The organism is Bradyrhizobium sp. sBnM-33, from assembly GCF_032917945.1.
In the GTDB taxonomy this organism is placed as follows: Bacteria; Pseudomonadota; Alphaproteobacteria; order Rhizobiales; family Xanthobacteraceae; genus Bradyrhizobium.
In genome coordinates, this window is sequence record NZ_CP136624.1 from 1,605,590 (window position 1) to 1,623,303 (window position 17,714).

Sequence of the window (17,714 nt, forward strand, 5' to 3'; positions counted from 1 at the left end):
GCACCCGCGTTTTTTCTCAGCGGGCGAACGAAGTACCACCGACCAAGCCATTGATCTACTGGTGGGCCCGGCAGGATTCGAACCTGCAACCAGACCGTTACGAGCGGCGAGGGCAAACAAAGCGACCGTTGATTTTCCTGCATTTTCGTTGGAAATTGGCTGTGTTCGTTGCGTTCTGGCGAGATTGTTCTGGTACGAAACCGGTGCCGAGGATCTACGCATGAGGACCAATGCCAACCTTGAACTCGACGCCGGCACCAAGACATTCGCCTCGGGCCTGCTGCCGGATTTGATAGCTGCGCTGCGGCGCAGCCGTAAGGGTGACCTTGTGGCCGTGATCAGCGGTGATCCGAGTGTGGGCCCGGAGCTCGAGGCATGGTGTCGCTTCACCCGCAACAGTTTGGTTGACGCGACAGTCGAAGACGGTCGCACGCGATGGGTGCTTCGGTACGGGGAGGCGCCTGAGAATGTGGGGGAAGATCGGCCTGTTGGCTCTCGCTTGTGGCTTTACACCAACTTCGATTGCAACCTGAGCTGCGACTATTGCTGCGTGCGCTCGTCACCCAAAGCTCCGCGGCGGGCTCTCGGTATCGAGCGGGTGCGGCGGATCGCGATCGAGGCCGCGGAGCTCGGCGTGAGTGAGATTTTTGTCACCGGCGGCGAGCCGTTCATGCTGCCGGATATCGGCGAGATCCTTGCAGCGTGTGCTGCTGCGGCGCCGATTATTGTGCTCACCAACGGTATGCTATTCGAGGGACGTCGGCTCGAAACGCTCCGCTCACTGCCGCGCGAGCGCGTAACGTTGCAGATTAGCCTCGACAGCCCCACGCCGGAGCGCCACGACAGCCATCGAGGAGGTGGAACATGGGCACGCGCCTGGAAGGGGATCGAACGGGCCCGCGCTGAAGGATTCCGCGTGCGATTGGCCGCGACAGTGTCGACTGACGCAGAGGCCGATGAGTTCCGCAGCTTCCTTGACGCTCATCATATTAGCGAGGAGAACCGGGTGATCAGGCGGATTGCGCTGCGAGGCTCCGCCACGCAGGGCATCGCTTTGGCAAGGGCGGACCTGGTTCCCGAGGTGACGATCACTGCGGAGGGCGTATTTTGGCATCCGGTTGGAGCCGAGGATAACGACCTGCTGGTCAGCCGTGAAATCTTTCCGCTCGCCGAATCCTTCGCAGCCGTGCGCCGCGCCTTCGATCGCGAATCCGAGCATCAGCGCAGGTTGGCGATGATTTTCAATTGCGCCTGACAAAGGCGCGAGCGCGCTCAACGCCGGACCGGGGCTTTGGAGCGGCTGCTAGGCCAAAGGCCGCGTTAGGAAACCTTGCTGCGTCGACGCTTCCCGTAGTTGCGCATACGCATCAAGCTGCGGTGCTATCCATTGGCGCAACCCTTCCGCTTCGAGCACAGGACGATGGGCCGGGTTATCGTAGCTCATCCCAAACAATGCTTTGGCAAACTGCTGCTCCAACGCGGGGTCCAGATCCGACCGCGCCGTGAACATGCAGTGATTGAAGGGTTGCGATGTCCAGATCTCGGTCAGCGCACCTTGCGGCACCAGGCGCTCGGTACGCACGGTATTCCAGAACGGGCTGCCAATGGCGCCGGCATCGGCGCGGCCGTCGAGCACCGCGCGAACGACATCGGCCTCGCTGGTGCCGGTATCGCCGTGCTTGCCAAGGTCGGTGTTGAAGCGCAGCGTTTGGTAGTCTTTTCCCTCAAACAGTCCCTCGCGCTCCAGAAAGTAAACCGGGAGGATCGCCGCATGGCCGCTGTCGCGGCTGCCGAGAGCCAGGGTGCGGCCGTTAAGGTCAGCAAGCTTGGCGACGGACCCGCCGGTAACCGCGACGATCTTGGTCATCCAGCCCACATCCGTATCGCGCATCGCGATCGGCCGACAGCGATGGTCGCTCCAGGCATCGGCCTGGACATAGGCGAGATTCGTATTCCATCCGATGTCGATGCGCGGCAGCCGCTCACTCGGCGAGGCCAGGAGAGCTGCGACCTGCGCCTCGTAGCTCTGAAACAGCACCACTTCGACGGCGAGGCCCGCTTCATCGTGAAAGTAGCGTCGCATGCCCTCCCAGATACCAACCACTTTCGGATCATATGCGACGGCGCCTACCCAGATCGTCCGGCTCATGATTGCATCCCGCTTCTCGAGCCCACATTGAAATTCGTCTATCGCGATCCAAGCGCTGCCAAGCGGCGCAGAGCTCTCGCGCTCAGAACAGTGGTATTCCCAAAACGGCTTTCCCGATGAACTCGCGCAGCACATCGCCCGTCGGCGCCATGACGGCGCCTGCATGTGCATCGCGGAACAATCGCTCTATGGCCAGATGCTTGGAAAACGCAGCGCCTCCGCACGCCCGCATCGCTGCCGAGGTGACGGCGATGGCAACGTCACCCGCCGCCGCCTTGCTCTCCAGCACGCGCAGCATGGTGGTATCTCGGGGGCGCTCAAGATGATCGACGAGATCGTCGACGCGCGCGGCAAGCCCATCGGTGTCGATCTGCATCGTTGCAAGCTGTGCGCGAAGCGTCGGCAGGCTCTCGCCGAGCGTCTGGCCCAAATGCTCGAAGCGAGCGCCGTTGAGATGTGCTGCCGTCCCCGACACCGCAGCCCGGCAAAGACCAAGCGCGACCGCTGATGTTCCGAGGTTGAATAGCGGAAGCACGACTTCCAGCATCGCCTTGAACCCGGCGCCATCGTCGGTCAGCTGGAGATCGGCTTTAATCTTGCAATCATCCAGGATCATCGGCGCAGAAGCGTTGGCGCGCATCCCGAGACCATCCCACGGGCCGGCGACCGACAATCCGGGCGTGTCACTGGCGACAAGATAAAGGGTTGAATCCGTCGGGCTCTTGCCTTCAGGCGCGAGCGCCGAAACAACGTAGCTTTGTGCATGACCGGCGCTTGTCACCCATGATTTCTTGGCCGTGAGGTGCACGTTGGCGGCGTTTCGCTGCGCTCGCGAGACGGGCGCCCAGAAGTGGCTCCGCGATCCGGCTTCGCTGAATGCCAGGGTGGTCAGGTGTTTTCCGGCCGAAATATCCTTTAGCGTCTGCGTGACCGTGGCACCCGGACGGGCCGTGGCGATCGTCGCGGTAGCGCTCATGTGCATCAAATAAACCATCGCGGCGGACGCGTCCGCTTCTGCAAGTATCGCGACGACGGCAGCGAACGTCCGCGGTCCTAGGGCCGAGCCGCCCATCTCGGTGGGCAGCGTGATCCCCATCAATCCGGCCGAACCGAGCGCCGCGATTGCCTCGGACGAAAATCGCGCTTCCTTGTCATTTTGCCTGGCCGTCGGTGCGAGAATGCGATCGGCGATCTCTTTGGCATTCGAAACTGCGGTCTCGTGATTCATGGCGACCCTCGATTCTTAGGTGTTGCCAGCCAACTTCGAAGATATCGAACCCGCCTCTCTTTGCGATCGATGCTACGCGACCCGCACGATTGGATCAACATGACTAGCTTCGGGCATGGCAAGCCCTTGCCATGCCAACAGCGAGCGGAGGCCGTGATAAATACGTTCTTCAAAGCCGACTTGTTACGTCACTTGAAGAATTCTTTTGTGACTTCGGTGCAGCTTCGGCGGCGCTTGCCCGCCGTCAGGGAGAGCGCTACCGTGCCCGGCGTCGGCGTGACGAGGTTGTCTGGTGATGGCGATCAATGATGGCGGGATCCCGCCCATCCTCGCGCAGAAACATTACACCCAACCGTCCGCATTGGCGCCGGAAAATCTGCCGCGCGAGGCGCGCACGCAAAAGTGTACGTTGCAATTGACCGCGGTCGCGGCCGACCGCCTGCGGTGTCGGCTGCTGTGAGCGTCGCGGCGATCGGCATCATATGCAAGGCGCCGCAGCCCGGCCGCTCAAAGACACGGCTTGCGACGGCGATTGGCGAAGTTGCAGCATCAGAGCTGTCCGCCTGCTTTCTGCGCGACGTGGCCGCGGCAATCGAGGCGGTCCCTGAGGCACTCGGCAGGCGCGGCTATGGCGTCTACGCGCCGGCGGGCACCGAAGACGTCATGCGGCAACTGCTTCCGGCAGGGTTCGGATTGCTACTACAGGCTGGCGATGACTTGGGACACGTGCTGCTTGGCGCGACACGCGCTCTTCTGGACGCTGGACATGACTGTGTCCTGCTTGTCAACGGCGACAGCCCGACGCTGCCAATCCATTTGCTGGTACAGGCTGTTGAAGCCATGCGCGAGCCCGGAGATCGGATGGTGCTTGGGCCAGCAAGCGACGGTGGCTACTATCTCATCGGCCTAAAGCATCCGCACAAGCACCTGTTTACGCAGATCGCATGGGGAACAGAAACCGTAGCTCGCAGTACGCGCGAGCGCGCCGCCGAAATCGGGCTTGCCACAACGCTGCTAGCGGAATGGTACGATGTCGACGATATTGAAACTTTGCGTTGGCTGCAGGACGAACTGGCCGGGCATTCGACCCGCTTTCGCGGCGGCGGATTTGCCCCGGCGAGCCGGGCCTTTTTGAAGGACGCGCCGCAGGTAAGCCAATGAAGCCCATGCCAGGAGCGATCGCCGGTCAATTCGGTCGACTGATGCGCTCCGACCACGAGATATCTCCACTTCGCCTGTTGGCCGGCATCGGAGTTGTCTTGTGCGGTCTTACCCTGGTCACTCCTTACGCCTTCGAGGCTGCTGGCGACAATGCCTTCATTGCTCTGAGCATCCTTGCAGGTCTGCTGACGATCGTAGCGACAAGTCTGGCGGAGCGCTCGCCACCTGGTCATGCACTATGGCTTATCGTTGGGCTTGGGATCGTGCTGAGAGGTTATGTGCTGCTGTTCGATCCACTTCTGTCCAGTGACGTCTATCGCTACGTCTGGGATGGCAGGGTTCAGGCCGCAGGCATTAATCCTTATCGCTTCATGCCAGCTGATGAGACGCTGGCCTTTCTGCGCGACAGCATCGTCTTTCCTCACATCAACCGGGCTGATACGGCCGTAACCATCTATCCTCCCGTGGCGCAATTCTTCTTCCTCATTGTCACGCGGATCGGCGAGAGCGTGACGACAATGCGTCTCGCGCTGCTGGGGTGTGAGTCCGTCACGGTGATACTGATCGTGGTCCTGCTGCGGCGTATGGAACGCCCGGTGACGCGCGTAGTTGCCTATCTCTGGCATCCGCTGCCTGTGTGGGAGATTGCCAACAACGGCCATGTCGACGCGCTGATGGTTGCGCTGATGCTGCTGGGTCTGTGGATTGCCTTGACCGGCCGTGCTCTCCGCGGAGCCGTGGTGATCACTCTTTCAGTGCTGGTCAAGCCCTATGCGGCGCCGGTGCTGGCCGGGATCTGGCGCCCCTGGGACGTCAAGATGCCGCTCGTTGTGATCGCTACCGTCGCGCTTTGTTATCTTCCCTATCTGTCGGTTGGCTCGGGAGTTCTCGGATTCCTCACCAAAGGCTATCTGACAGAAGAGGGCATCAGTGGCGGCAACGATCTCTGGCTGTTGTCACTTTGGCGCCTGGTGTTTGGCGAGCATCAAGGCGACGTTGCCGCCTACGTCGCACTGGCCGCGCTGGTCCTTTGGTTCACGGGGCTCTCCGTGGCCCGCAGCGCTCATCACAGCATCGCATCCCGTCTTGCCGACATCAACATGCTGTTACTTCTCGCGCTCCTGTTGTTGTCGCCCAACTATCCCTGGTATTTTCTGATTATAATGCCGTTTGTCGCCCTGTGTGGATCCGCGCCTACTTGGGCCGTTTCGATCGGAGCGCTGTTGCTGTCCGAACAGCTCGACTGGGATTTCTACATTCCGAGAATTGTGAGCAAATCAATTCTGTTCGGAGGTCTTTTCCTAGCTTGCGCCTTTACGGCCTGGAGGGCCCGCATGCAGCGGACTGCAGATTCCGGGGCATCGCAATGAACGTCTCCGGCGAAGCGCACGGCACTCGCGCGCCGTTCGATCCGCGCCGCTATCACGAGTCGGTTACGGGCGAGCGCACCGAGATCGCCCAGCGTCCGCCGGTCTGCGCCTATCTCGAAGTGACTAACCGCTGCAATCTGCTGTGCACCACCTGTCCTCGCACCTACGAGGAGCTCGAGCCGCCGGCAGACATGAGTTGGGATTTGTTCTCGTCGATTGTCGACCAGCTTCCCGATCTGGCGCGCGTAGTTCTGCACGGCGTTGGCGAGCCGATGCTGGTCCCGAACCTGCCGCAAATGGTCAAATACCTGAAAGGGCGCGGCGTTTACGTCTTGTTCAACACCAATGGCACGGTCCTCAGTGAGCGCAACGGCCGTGCGCTGATCGACGCCGGGCTTGATGAGCTGCGTGTGTCGCTCGACGCGTCAAACCGCGAGAGCTTCAAGGCGATTCGCGGCAGGGATTATTTCGGTCGGATTGTCCGCAATGTTCGCGCATTTCGCGAGCTACAGGAGCGGGAGGGGTTCGCAAGGCCGCAAGTTTCCGTTTGGCTCACCGGCCTGAAAGAGACTGTCGAGCAACTGCCGGCATTTGTGAAAGTTGCGGCGGAGATCGGTGTCAAAGAAGTTTATCTGCAACGGCTCGTATTCTTCACGGAATCCGCCATTGGTATGGCGCGGCCGGATCAGGCCCTGTTCGAGCGCCTGACGCAGGAAGAAGCGGCCTATTTGAAAGAGGCGGAGGATCTGGCGCATTCCCTCGGCGTGACCTTCAGCGCGTCGGGCGCGGCAACCGAGCCGGGACTAAGTCTAAAGGGCAGTGGTGACGGTTCGCCGTGGTCACTCTGCCGACGGCCATGGTCGTTGATGTATTTCACGGCCAATGGCCGTGCCTTGCCATGCTGCATCGCGCCATTTTCGCAGCATGGCTACGACAACTACACCCTTGGCCATGCAGGGCAGCAATCCCTACACGACATCTGGAACGGGTCCGCGTACCGGGAGTTTCGTGCGGCCCTGCTATCGGATAAGCCGCCTAAGAGCTGTGCCAATTGCGGCCTGCGCTGGAGCCTATGAACGAGGTGACCCACGGGATCGGTGGGAAGCGGCCCGTGTTGTGCCAACCGCCGGTCGTTTCCGCGATCATTCCGTGCCTCGACGAGGAAACGGCAATCGGCCAGGTGGTAGCCGCCGTGCTGGCACAGGACGTGAGTGAAGTCGTCGTTGTCGATGGCGGCTCGCGGGACCGTACGACCGATCGGGCACAGGCCGCCGGAGCTCGCGTGATTGTCGAGCCGCGACGTGGCTACGGTCGCGCCATCCAGGCAGGCATCGCCGCTGCGCGCGATGACGCCGACATTCTGGTCTTTCTCGACGGTGACGGCAGTGATCCTGCAGAGCGCATCTCTGATCTTATATCGCCAATCGTCGCTGGGCGGGCCATCTTCGTTGTCGGCTCGCGCGTTCGTGGTTCACGCGAATCCGGCAGCTTGTCGCCGCAGCAGCTCCTCGCGGCTCATGTCGGCACGCTGCTCCTGCGCTTCGTCTATGGCGTAGGCTTCACCGACCTGTCGCCGTTTCGCGCCATCCGGCGGGATGAGCTGAGACATCTCGGTATGAAGGAGGAGACATATGGCTGGAACCTGGAAATGCTGATGCGGGTTGCGGCCGCCCGCTTGCCGGCACTCGAGATCGCCGTCGGGCAGCGGCGCCGGATCGGTGGGGTATCGAAGGTCTCCGGCAATCTCATTGCCGGCATCAAGGCAGCTTGGTCGATTTCGACGACCTTTGTTCGCCTCGCGATTGAGCTGCGACACCAAAGGGGTCCGGGAGAGAGGCGCGGCTAGATCAGCGAGTGCCGGCACCCCGACAAGCAACGATGTCCCGGGGGGCTTTTCGATCCCGTGGCTCCGGCGGCGAAAACACCGCCAGGTATCCGCCGTCGCCTGCGAGCTGATGTGTGGCGATCTCGCGATAGCCAACGGCGGTCAGTTCGCAACGCAACAGCTTGATTGGAGTGCCATGCTCCGACGTCGGACGCTCGAGATCGACAATTCCGACCCGCGCGCCCGACTTTAAGGCGGGCGCCAGATTGTAGAGGAAGGCATAGGGCTGAGCTATTTCGTGATACATGTGCACGAGGATGGCAACGTCGAGCGAGGAAGCGGGAAGGCGCGGGTCGTGTGGTTTGCCCAGCGCGAATGTGACATTTGTCAGCCTCAGGCGTTGCGTTCGCCTGGCGAGCGCGATGAGGTAACTTCGCGTGACGTCCTGGGCGATGACGGAGCCGGTGGGACCGACCAGACGGGAGAGACGGACCGTGTGGTAGCCGGCGCCGGCGCCAATATCGCCGACCGTCATGCCTGGCTTGAGTTCAAGAAGGCGGGCGATCTCACCGGCCTCATTCAGTGAATCGCGGTGCTCCTCGGAGGCGCGGCTCGGGCTGACGATCTGCGCAACGGCGCGCTGAGGCGCGGGAAACTCCTTTGCGGGGACACCCGGCGGAGCCAGATAGCCAATGTCAGCGGCGTGTCCGCAACTTGCGCCCAGACCTACAACAAGCGCCGCTGCGCGGGCCAGTGCCATCATCTGTTCGTCTCCCACGCAAAACGATAACGACTAACCGGCGATGTTGAAGAACCGGCCAATAAGGCCCTTCCCATCGCGCACGACAGGCACGTTGCGCCGCAACCAGGCATCAAGGCCGAGACTGCGGCCGGCGCCCTCGAGCACAAACAGGAACATCAGCATGGCCAGAAACATGTATGACCACGGCCACTCGGCCGGATCGCCCGGCCGATAGATGCCGAGCCAGAGTTGCAGCGTATAGGCGACGGCCAGCACGCCCACGAACCGTACCGCAAGCCCGAGGATCATCGACGCGGCGAACGTCAGCTCGGCAAGAAAAACAATTGGTCCAAAGACGCTCATGTAAGGCAACACAATATCCTTCATGAAGGTGCCGTGAAACTCGAACGCTGCGCGGGTCGTTTCCTGTTCGGTCCAGTATCGCAGACCGTCGGACGCGGGCAGCGGGAGTTTCCACAACATGCCTTCGAACCACATGCAGCCGATCAGGACCCGGACCAGCCAGATTCCAAGATGTCGGCCGCTACGTTGCGCCGAATCCTCCCGCCAATTCTGCAAGGCCACTGCAATGCTGGCGAGCAGCAGCGCCCAGAACAGCGCCAGGATCAGAAAGCGCCAGTTTCCCAGACGAAGATAATCGCTGGTAGTCGCGGTCACGAACTGCCAGATATCGGTAAAGGGATTTTTGGGCATTTGCGCGTGCTCCAAAGAATTGAATAGCTGATCTGCCTATCGGCCAGCTGGCGCACCGCCGCGCGGGCGATTGAGGGGCCTACCAGGTTACTACGCAATGGAACGTGTGGTTATTACGCAGAAGGCGGCATCAAAACCTTAGGCGCCCGTACCTCGTTCGGGGAAGGCTTCCTTGTCCCAGGCTAAGAGACCGCGTGGCGCGGAGATTACGAAAACAGGCTCAGCAAACTACTAATTTCTTTGGTGGGCCCGGCAGGACTCGAACCTGCAACCAGACCGTTATGAGCGGCGGAAACTCGCACTATTCCCACTAGAAGTGCCCATTTTCATTGAATTTTGACTACGTTCGTTTTCTTCCTTTCGACTGGTTTCTGAGGCGAAGCTGAGGCGGTAGGTTTGGCCGTCATCTTGGCGACGGCGTCCTTTAGGTGGTCCGGGTGGTGGTGCCCGTACACGCGCAACAACGTTTCGACGCTCATGCCGAGATACCCGGCGGCTTGCCATGGGTCGGTACCGTTCTGCATCAACCACGTTGCCGCGGTGTGCCGTAACGTATGCGGCGAAACGCCGGGCCCGAGCTTGGCCAGCGTCACCGCATGCTTGAACGCGGTCTTCACGGAAGATACACCTTCGCCGTTGAACTCGACAAAGTGCCGCGCAATAATCTTGCGCTCCTTCCAGCGTCGCAGGTGTGCCAGCAGGCGCGGTGGGATCGGCATCGGCGGCTGCCGTTTGTTAGTCTCCTGCTTCCCCTGGGCGCGTCGGTAGTAGACGCCACGTTCAAGGTCGACAAAGGACCGCCCGATAGCCGCGGTCGGCGAAGCTGACGCAATGGCGCCCGCGCGCGTCCCGCTATAGACCCCGATAAGGATGAACCGGGCGAGATGGCGAAGGGGCCGCTTATTCGTTTCAACCTGCTGTCCTTTATTGGGTCCGCGGTGCATGGTCTGTATCTCGCGGGCGCGCCAACACGTCCAGATTAGGTGGGCGGCTTCATCGCGAGTCAGCCATCGATCGCGGGCAGGGCCCTTCTTGGGAAGCGTGACCTTCACAATGCCACGGTGCAGCCCTTCCGCCGCATGGTTGGCGATGGCTGCCCTGAGATCCTCCAGATCTCGGCGGGCACCGCCTTTATTGCCACGGTGTTGTTGGTACTCACGGCACTTGGTCCGGGTTACCTCCGACAACATGAGCTTTCCCCAAAACTCTTTGAGGCGCCCGATGCGATTGAGATACTTCTGAGCGTCGGAGTTCTCGACGTAAAGGTCGGGGCGGTCGTCAATGAAAATCGAAAGCACGTCGGCGACGGGAATTTTCTCTAAGTCTTGTTCCTTGCGCGTCGGCGCGTATTTTTTTGCAATATAGTCCTTGAGGACTTGCTCAGCCGCTGCAACTTCGCGTTCAGCGCATCCAGTGGCGTAATATCCCGTGCCGTCCCGGATGACCCAAGTGGCTTGATGGGTGAGCTTTCCGGCCCTGTAGCGGGCTGGTCTGAGGTGGAGACGGGCACCCTTACTTCTACGCGGCATCGGCCACGCATCCTTTCAATTTCATTGAGAGTCGTAAACACCTTGCCTGCAATAATCTCGACCGTAAGTCGCCCGCGCTTGGCTTCTCGTCTCAAGCTGTTCTCGGAAATGGTCTGATCCGGAAACGCGATTGCGGCTGCTACGGACAGCCTGAGCGGTGTATCAGGTCCTATATTCTCCAACGATGTTAGCGCCGGTTTGCGCACGGGTCATCTCACAAATGATTCAACCGAGCAACAAAAACCTTCGACACACTTCGATGGCTTTGTGACCGCACATCAAGGAGCCCCGCGCTGATCTAAAGGAAGCGCCGACGCCGGCGAGCTGCTTGCATGCAAAGTTCCGCGAGAGCCGTGGAATTACTCCGCTACGAGGTTTCCAAGTGAAAACGTTCAGGCGAAGAAGCGCGGCATGTGCTCGGAACACCCTCTGTCGCATTGCCAGGCGATCCTGGAGCTGGAAGCCGGAGTGGCTTTCGATCGTTGATTTACATGAATCAACACAAGCGCACTTTTGTTCGTCGCTCAACTGCAAGCAAAGGAAGCTCGCCACATCAAAACGCTAGGTCACGAAAGCCCGTCTCACTTCATATGGTTTGGTCGCAGGTTGAGCAATGCGATCATATTTTTGTAATCAATCTCATTCCAATGCTGCGGAATTGGTGTGGTATGTGCGCATTGACACATTCAACCCTCAGCTATCTCGGTCCAATAGCACCAAAGACATTCTGGCTTTCATCACGCTCGATATTCACTCCTGCCGTGTCACACTCGCGACACTTGCCGACTCTTAGTCTGTCGGTCCAGTGATGGATTGGATCGAGAGTTTAATTCTTTCAATTGGTTAGAACGCGGCGTGTGTACGATGTGTGCACCGCGAGATCAAAGAAAATCTCACGAGCCAACAGAAGCAACCTCGTAAAGCAACCTCATTGGCGTTCGATGCCGGCTTCCTTCGTAAGCGCTGACAAAAGCTCGATGTCGGCCGTAACGCGTTCGGAGATTTTCTTGGGGGCGACCCATTGCGCCTCGAAGCTGATCTCGACGTGACACTCGCCGAGAGCTTGTAATGACCTCCGGTGGCGTGCCGTTGGACGCGAACAGCCCTATCCATTTCAAGAGGTTCCGAAAGTCCGGGCCCCTGTTCTTGTGCCGAAGGAGGTTAGGAAAATAGCGCGCTACGGTTCTGTGTGGTCGTCCCGGGTCCAAAAAAGCTGTTGCGATAACCTAGAGTTGTAGTCAGAATTGTAGCTCCCATTAAGGGGCTGCGTGACACTTAAGCCAGGTACGAAACGGCGCAGAGGTCGAAACGGATCGATTCGGATCAAGGTTCTTCCGAAGGACCCGCTCCTCGCACGCACCCGAAATTTGTGGCCGGTTGAAGCGACGATCGAGTGTGCTACCGTCGGCGACGGCCCGACCAGCGCGCGCGTCGCGATCGTGGACTATAACGCTGACCTCGATACACGGTTTACGCCGGCCAGACTCTTGGCGGACCGCTCAGGATTCGTCGGCATTGCAGGCTTGAAGAACGAGCGGATTCTCGACAACTTCAACTTTCACCAAGTGAACGTCTGGGCGATAATCGAACAGGTCCTGACGGTGTTAGAGGACGATACAGCCTTGGGCCGACCGGTGCCTTGGCGTCGGGCCTCGGACGCCTGTTGGTGTTGCCGCATGCTGGCTACGATGACAACGCGTTTTACGATCGCGATACCGGCGCGCTGCACTTTTGCTATTTCGAAGGCCCCGACGGCAAGCCGGTCCATACCTGCCTGTCGCATGACATCGTCGCGCATGAACTCGGCCACACAGTACTCGATGGGCTGAAGCCTGGGTACAACGAGGTTTCTTCCCCGGAGACGGCAGGGTTTCACGAGTATTTTGGCGATGCGATAGCTATGCTGGCAAGTCTGAAAAATCGCGAAATTGCCAAGCTAGTAACGACAGGAGCGCCGGCGCTCCTGTCGGCCAAAAAATGTCGTCTCGGCTATCGCCAGCGAATTCGGTGCGGCGATCCATGGCCTAGCCAAGCAGGACTATCTGCGAGGCGCCTGGAACAAACGCAAAATGAGCGATTTACGCGGCACTTACGAGGAGCACGGCTGGTCCGAGATCCTGACCGGGGTCTATTACGATCTGTTGCAGTATCTCTACATCCGCAATCTCAAGGAGGTTTCCCGTGAGGCGGGCGGGAAGAAGCGCGACCAACAGCAGGCGATCCAGGCGCTGTTTCGCGCCGCCGACCAAACCGCCAACGTGATGCTCCGGGCCATCGACTACTGCCCGCCGGTGGATTTACGCTACGATGAATATGCGCGCGCCCTGCTGCGCGCCGACGAAGTCGCTTATCCCGATGATTCCTACGGAATCAGATCAGAACTCAAACGCATTTTCCGCCGGCGCGGACTCAAGCCGATGCAAGAGGATCGGCGTGTCAGGAGAGATATCGTTCACGCTTTGCGCGAGGCCAAGACATCGAAGCGATCACCGCCACGCCGGCCGACGCCTATCGGTTCCTCGACGAATTCCGCGAGCTCTTCCAGATTCCCTTCGACGCCAACCTCACCATTGTTTCCGTCTATCACACCAAGAAGCGCGCGCGAAGCGGCTACTGGCCGCCCAAAGAGAGGGTGATCGAATTCGCGTGGAGTGAAGACGTCGAGCTCAAAGGCCGCGCGCTCGGCAAGCTCACCAACACATTGCTGCCGCTCTATTGCGGTGGAACGTTGGTTTTTGACGGCAACGGTAACTTCCTGCATCTGGCGATGGTTCTGCCTACGAAAGATCGGCGGAAGACGCTAGTGCAATATGCCCGTTACCTCATTCGCTCCGGTAGCATGGGAGTGAGCGACGGGATCCGCGGATTGGGCGCGCCCGATGGTGGAAATTTTCGTATCCGCGCCACGATCGAGGGAAGACGACTCCGGCTTCAGCGCAATGCCGCGATGCGGCACGCCCGGCCCAATAACGACCACTATGCTGGAGGGCACTGATGACAGGTACGATTCAGATCCGTGGTTACGTCGTAGGGTTCGGCGACTGCATCCTGCTCAGCCTGCCTGATGGCGCCGAAACCCGCCATATCTTAATCGATTTCGGCCGCGCTCCCAACGATCTGTCTAGCCTGGTGCGCTTCCCGGACATCGCGCCGACATCGAGAAGCAGTGCAATGGAAAGATTGATCTTCTGATTGTCACCCACGAGCATCTCGACCACCTGGAAGGCTTCTATCGCGAGCGAGAGATCTTCAACCGCATGGAAATCGAGCGGGTCTGGATGGGCCTGCCGAGCCATCCGGACTACTACCGGGACTTTCCCAAGGCGAAGCTGCAGAAGAGACTCCGCGACGGTCTGGCTGGATTCGCGCGCGACGTCCGCCGCAACGGGATGGTGCTGCACCCCGCCTTCCGTTCGCTCCTCGAAAACAACTTGGCCAACAAGGACCGGATCGACTACCTGCGCAAGCTCGGCAAGCAACCGATTGCCTACCTGGCGCGCGGCAAGGCGAAAGAATCTTCGACGTTCAAGAACATCAAGATCCGGGTGCTCGCGCCCGAACCGGACGTTAGCGTGTACTACACGACGAGTGCCCGAGAGCGGGCCTTGACAACAGCGCTTGCGGCGGTCGGCACCGGCCACGAGAAGCAGGTGCGTGGCGGCGATGAAGGCTTCGATTGGGACTTTCCCGCGGTGGCGCGCGCCGGTGCTGCGGAGCGCGGCGGCATATCGGCCAGCGATTTCGAGCGGCTTCGGCGCGCCATTCGCGAACACCGAGTGACGGCCGCACGGTTCATCGACAAGGCGCAGAACAATACGTCACTGTGCCTGCTCATCGAAGCCGCCGGCAAGCGACTCCTGCTGCCCGGTGATGCCGAACTCGAAAGCTGGGAAATGATCGAAAAGAAATGCGCCTCCGAACTCGAGCCGGTGGATTTCCTCAAAGTGGCGCATCACGGCAGCCACAACGGTACGCCGCTGCAATTGCTCGACCGCCTGCTACCGTCAAGCGCAAGGCACATGCTCAGGTACTTGTCTCAACCAAGCAGCAAGTCTACGGGACCAAGAACCCAGTCCCCGATGGGTCGCTCTTGAAGGAGCTGAGATCGCGCTGCCACAAGCTGGTGACCACCGACGGCGCGGCTGGCACCGCGGTCGCGCTGTCGTTGTAATACATGCTGGATTCGAAAATTCCCGAATGTTTGCGGGGTCTAAAACAGCTTTGCGCACAACTTTCCGTAGCAAATTGAAGTTGTTCAGTTAATTCCGTTTGATAAACCGATGATTGGCGGGATCTATTCCAGTCCGGCCCGCGATGACTGGGCTTGGTGTTGGTGTGGAGACGGCGCCGAAAAAGCGATAGCGGTCACGGCTGCCCCGTGGCACCTAGTCCCGGCCTTCGAGCCTCGCAGGGAATATTTTATTCTCCGAGTTGCAGGGCCATTGACATACACCCATTTTGAAACGAAAGTTGGATCTTTAGTGATATTCAACCAAAGCGTTGGCTGGGGGTTATATCAATGGCTGCTGATACCGCACATTCAACAAATCCGCTCAACTCCAAATATCCGGAAATCATCACCGAGACGGAATCGGAGAAGCGCGCGGAATCCACGGAAGAGCAGAAGCTGACCTACGAGTCAGGAGCGCCGCGCGGCACGTCGATTATCAAGAAGGTCACCACGACCAAAACCAAAATCCGCACTACCACTCCTTACACTGGCACCGTCTAGCTCGTTAAACGAGACAAGTGAGTGCAACGTCAAAAGGAACATGGATTAGCGAGGCGAGGGTGCCGTTCGTCGCGCTAATCCGCACGGCGTTGCGGGATGCAGGTATTGTCGTGCTGGTCGACACAAGTGGGGCAGGTACGCGCTCCACTGCGCTGGCAGCGGCCCACGGCATTGCCAACCATGAAGTTGTCACATCAAATGGCTCATGGCTGCACGGCGGTTATCTCGCCGGATTTGAAGAGCTGTGTCTTGACCTGATAAAGCAATGCGAGGCCGCCACGCCGCGGCTTCTAGCCAAATACGAGCAAACCTTAAAGAGGCTATGGCCTTTTCGTAGTTCCGCAGCCTTCTTAGTGCCGCGCGATTTGACGAATACGGCAAACCGGGAAGAGCGTACCCGATTTTACCATCACGAGTATCAAAACAAACTTCTGGTGGGCCTTGGTGAATTCATATTGCAAGCGCTCAAAACATCTAACCGCGAAGTCGTTCTCATTATCGACAACTGCCAAGCTCTTTGCGCTACTTCGCGGAGCCTGTTGGAAATTCTCCTAAGACTTCAGGAGAAGTGCAAACGAATTCGATTCGTGATTCTGGACCGCGAGGGCGCATTGCTGATTGCAAATGCGCCGCGATTCGTTCTCCCACCTCTCACCCAACTGGACTTTGAAAGTCAACTTGATGTTGAGAGTCTTGCTTCGGCGCAAAAGGACCTCCTATTCACGCGATCAAATGGCAATCTCGACGTGGGTGCCGCGTTGCTCAAATGCATGGGAAGAGGCCTGGATGCTACTAACCGGTTGAGCGCTCTTGCCATCGTCGATCTGTTTTTAGCCTCTATCCCGCAAGAGCGGCGGGTCGAAATGGCCACTGCATTTGTCGAGGACGGACTTGTTGGCGATTTGATCAATCGCCGAAATGCCGAAACATTGCCTTGTAGTGTGCTAGATCGGCTCAATAGCGAAGCGCACATTCGACGATTGACACAATATAGATCAGGATCAGCTCCGCTGATCCTTGCCCACGCCGTCGCGCTCAGCAACAAGTTCGAGAGGGTCGAAGCGCTGGTCCAGCCCTGTGAAATCCTCATGGGGATCGGGCTTTATGATACCTGGTTCGAATTCTTCGCTGCAAATTATTCAGATCCTGAGTTGCAGAAGCACGGGTCGGGTGATGACCCGATAAACGGGCTCTTTATCAATGCTGCATTCGTTTTGTATGCAATGGGGTATTCCTCTTCCTCACTACCGTTTCTGGAAGCATTCTTGCGGCAGTTTCCACTAAGCCGCTTTGTTCCTACCGCCCTGTACGCACAGTCGATGACCTATGGTCGATACCAGGTGCCCGTAGATATTCCTCGTGCCGAGGCCTGTGCGGTTGCCAACCTGCGGTTAATCGAGGAGAAGTTCGCAAATCATCCACGCTATCAATACATCAAAGTATTTGCGGAGAATGCGTACGCCTACATTAAGGCGCGACAAGGCGACTTGAATAGTGCATTAGCACTTTGCGAGCACGGACTCTCAGAGATTGTCGAAGCATACGGCGAAGGCGCCTTTCTGCTTCATCGATCCATCCTTGTTTACAATACAAGCCAAGTTTATGAGCTGGCCGGAGATGTTGTTCGAGCTGAGGCGCGTCTGCGGGATGCTATTGAGCTCGATCCCTACTATGCCGAGTATTACAATGACCTCGGTAACCTATTGGCCCGCATAGCGGGTCGCGAACGCGAGGCGCTCGATGCCTATGCGCGAGCGATAGAACTTTCACCACCATACTATGAAGCATATTTGAACCGTGGCATTTTGCGCGCTCAAGGTGTCGATGTGACAGGCGCGGAAGCGGATTTTCAGCGTGCATTGGAGATCAAGCCGTCAGAATGGCGAGCGATGCGCGAGCTCGGAAATCTCAATCTGGGACGAGGAGATGCTGCTCTGGCGCTGGCCGCATACGATCGGGCTCTAAGACATGAAGCTCACGACCCGGATTTGAACGCCAACGCTGGCGTTGCTGCGTCCGAGCTCGGATTTACGGAACGCGCAATCGCGCTGGCTCAGGTTGCCATTAGTTCGAATCCGCACCACGCGGCAGCACATAACAATTTGGCGGCCGAATTCTTAAAGCTTGGTCGCTTCGAGCAAGCTCTGGAGCACGCTCATCTGGCCGTTGAACACGGGAATGATCCCGATTTCGAGGCCAATTTGGGCGTCGTTGAACGCCTGGGCTCGAACGCGAAACCCAGCGCTCTTTCAGCAGAAACGTAA

17 protein-coding genes are annotated in these 17,714 nt (G+C 59.1%); 12 read left to right on the forward strand and 5 right to left on the reverse strand.

Features of this window, described 5'->3' with window-relative positions; translation table 11 throughout:
- The first annotated feature begins 61 nt into the window (after positions 1-61).
- A complete protein-coding gene (locus RX328_RS07565) occupies positions 62-1,255 on the forward strand; it encodes a radical SAM protein (RefSeq protein ID WP_317258636.1) in 1,194 nt (397 codons plus the stop codon).
- Positions 1,256-1,303: 48 nt separating this feature from the next.
- Here the strand turns inward: RX328_RS07565 and RX328_RS07570 are convergent, their stop codons facing one another.
- Together RX328_RS07570 and RX328_RS07575 are read right to left on the reverse strand one after the other, a co-directional pair.
- Positions 1,304-2,149 carry a phosphate/phosphite/phosphonate ABC transporter substrate-binding protein gene (locus tag RX328_RS07570; protein ID WP_213251408.1) on the reverse strand — a complete coding sequence of 282 codons (846 nt, stop codon included), beginning with the start codon at positions 2,147-2,149 and terminating at the stop codon, positions 1,304-1,306.
- Positions 2,150-2,231: 82 nt separating this feature from the next.
- The gene (locus RX328_RS07575; RefSeq protein ID WP_213251409.1) at positions 2,232-3,377 is read right to left on the reverse strand and encodes an acyl-CoA dehydrogenase family protein; all 1,146 of its coding nucleotides are present in this window, start codon (positions 3,375-3,377) and stop codon (positions 2,232-2,234) included.
- Between the two features lie 295 nt (positions 3,378-3,672).
- On the opposite strand from RX328_RS07575, the gene RX328_RS07580 reads away from it, so the two are divergent.
- Genes RX328_RS07580 through RX328_RS07600 form a run of 5 tightly spaced genes read left to right on the forward strand, consistent with a single transcriptional unit; the run spans position 3,673 to position 7,754 of the window.
- Positions 3,673-3,837 carry a hypothetical protein gene (locus RX328_RS07580; RefSeq protein ID WP_213251410.1) on the forward strand — a complete coding sequence of 55 codons (165 nt, stop codon included), beginning with the start codon at positions 3,673-3,675 and terminating at the stop codon, positions 3,835-3,837.
- A complete protein-coding gene (locus tag RX328_RS07585) occupies positions 3,834-4,538 on the forward strand; it encodes a TIGR04282 family arsenosugar biosynthesis glycosyltransferase (protein WP_213251411.1) in 705 nt (234 codons plus the stop codon). Before RX328_RS07580 ends, RX328_RS07585 begins: the two co-directional genes overlap by 4 nt.
- Positions 4,535-5,908, forward strand: coding sequence for a glycosyltransferase 87 family protein (locus RX328_RS07590; RefSeq protein ID WP_213251412.1), 1,374 nt, complete (start codon positions 4,535-4,537; stop codon positions 5,906-5,908). Before RX328_RS07585 ends, RX328_RS07590 begins: the two co-directional genes overlap by 4 nt.
- The gene (locus RX328_RS07595; RefSeq protein WP_213251413.1) at positions 5,905-6,984 is read left to right on the forward strand and encodes a radical SAM protein; all 1,080 of its coding nucleotides are present in this window, start codon (positions 5,905-5,907) and stop codon (positions 6,982-6,984) included. Before RX328_RS07590 ends, RX328_RS07595 begins: the two co-directional genes overlap by 4 nt.
- A 35-nt stretch (positions 6,985-7,019) precedes the next feature.
- Positions 7,020-7,754: a glycosyltransferase family 2 protein gene (locus RX328_RS07600; protein WP_213251414.1), complete on the forward strand. Its 735-nt coding sequence runs from the start codon at positions 7,020-7,022 to the stop codon at positions 7,752-7,754.
- 1 nt (position 7,755) lies between these two features.
- Here the strand turns inward: RX328_RS07600 and RX328_RS07605 are convergent, their stop codons facing one another.
- The 3 genes from RX328_RS07605 to RX328_RS07615 form a co-directional block, all read right to left on the reverse strand.
- On the reverse strand, positions 7,756-8,496 hold the full coding sequence (locus RX328_RS07605; protein WP_213251415.1) for a class I SAM-dependent methyltransferase: 741 nt from the start codon (positions 8,494-8,496) through the stop codon (positions 7,756-7,758).
- Between the two features lie 30 nt (positions 8,497-8,526).
- Positions 8,527-9,189, reverse strand: coding sequence for a DoxX family protein (locus RX328_RS07610; protein WP_213251416.1), 663 nt, complete (start codon positions 9,187-9,189; stop codon positions 8,527-8,529).
- Between the two features lie 326 nt (positions 9,190-9,515).
- Positions 9,516-10,718, reverse strand: a complete 1,203-nt coding sequence (locus RX328_RS07615; RefSeq protein WP_213251417.1) for a tyrosine-type recombinase/integrase — start codon at positions 10,716-10,718, stop codon at positions 9,516-9,518.
- A 2,069-nt stretch (positions 10,719-12,787) separates the two neighbouring features.
- On the opposite strand from RX328_RS07615, the gene RX328_RS07620 reads away from it, so the two are divergent.
- The 6 genes from RX328_RS07620 (at position 12,788) to RX328_RS07645 (ending at position 17,714) form a co-directional block, all read left to right on the forward strand.
- Positions 12,788-13,354, forward strand: a complete 567-nt coding sequence (locus RX328_RS07620; protein WP_213251419.1) for a hypothetical protein — start codon at positions 12,788-12,790, stop codon at positions 13,352-13,354.
- Entirely contained in the window at positions 13,351-13,713 is a 363-nt protein-coding gene (locus RX328_RS07625; RefSeq protein ID WP_145963648.1) for a hypothetical protein, read from the forward strand. Before RX328_RS07620 ends, RX328_RS07625 begins: the two co-directional genes overlap by 4 nt.
- The gene (locus tag RX328_RS07630) at positions 13,713-13,910 is read left to right on the forward strand and encodes a hypothetical protein (protein WP_213251420.1); all 198 of its coding nucleotides are present in this window, start codon (positions 13,713-13,715) and stop codon (positions 13,908-13,910) included. The genes RX328_RS07625 and RX328_RS07630 overlap by 1 nt, the downstream gene beginning before the upstream one ends.
- 65 nt (positions 13,911-13,975) lie before the next feature.
- Complete coding sequence (locus RX328_RS07635; RefSeq protein WP_213251421.1) at positions 13,976-14,812, forward strand: hypothetical protein; 837 nt, start codon at positions 13,976-13,978, stop codon at positions 14,810-14,812.
- A gap of 425 nt (positions 14,813-15,237) precedes the next feature.
- Positions 15,238-15,450, forward strand: a complete 213-nt coding sequence (locus RX328_RS07640; protein WP_108516999.1) for a hypothetical protein — start codon at positions 15,238-15,240, stop codon at positions 15,448-15,450.
- Positions 15,451-15,509: 59 nt separating this feature from the next.
- On the forward strand, positions 15,510-17,714 hold the full coding sequence (locus tag RX328_RS07645; protein WP_213251422.1) for a tetratricopeptide repeat protein: 2,205 nt from the start codon (positions 15,510-15,512) through the stop codon (positions 17,712-17,714).

What these genes read in the sequence shown, in the direction of transcription:
- RX328_RS07570 (WP_213251408.1), bottom strand. Translation starts at nt 2,149, where the DNA reads ATGAGCCGGACGATCTGGGTAGGCGCCGTCGCATATGATCCGAAAGTG.
- RX328_RS07575 (WP_213251409.1), bottom strand. Translation starts at nt 3,377, where the DNA reads ATGAATCACGAGACCGCAGTTTCGAATGCCAAAGAGATCGCCGATCGC.
- RX328_RS07580 (WP_213251410.1), top strand. Translation starts at nt 3,673, where the DNA reads ATGGCGATCAATGATGGCGGGATCCCGCCCATCCTCGCGCAGAAACAT.
- RX328_RS07590 (WP_213251412.1), top strand. Translation starts at nt 4,535, where the DNA reads ATGAAGCCCATGCCAGGAGCGATCGCCGGTCAATTCGGTCGACTGATG.
- RX328_RS07595 (WP_213251413.1), top strand. Translation starts at nt 5,905, where the DNA reads ATGAACGTCTCCGGCGAAGCGCACGGCACTCGCGCGCCGTTCGATCCG.
- RX328_RS07605 (WP_213251415.1), bottom strand. Translation starts at nt 8,496, where the DNA reads ATGATGGCACTGGCCCGCGCAGCGGCGCTTGTTGTAGGTCTGGGCGCA.
- RX328_RS07610 (WP_213251416.1), bottom strand. Translation starts at nt 9,189, where the DNA reads ATGCCCAAAAATCCCTTTACCGATATCTGGCAGTTCGTGACCGCGACT.
- RX328_RS07615 (WP_213251417.1), bottom strand. Translation starts at nt 10,718, where the DNA reads ATGCCGCGTAGAAGTAAGGGTGCCCGTCTCCACCTCAGACCAGCCCGC.
- RX328_RS07620 (WP_213251419.1), top strand. Translation starts at nt 12,788, where the DNA reads ATGAGCGATTTACGCGGCACTTACGAGGAGCACGGCTGGTCCGAGATC.
- RX328_RS07630 (WP_213251420.1), top strand. Translation starts at nt 13,713, where the DNA reads ATGACAGGTACGATTCAGATCCGTGGTTACGTCGTAGGGTTCGGCGAC.
- RX328_RS07635 (WP_213251421.1), top strand. Translation starts at nt 13,976, where the DNA reads ATGGAAATCGAGCGGGTCTGGATGGGCCTGCCGAGCCATCCGGACTAC.
- RX328_RS07640 (WP_108516999.1), top strand. Translation starts at nt 15,238, where the DNA reads ATGGCTGCTGATACCGCACATTCAACAAATCCGCTCAACTCCAAATAT.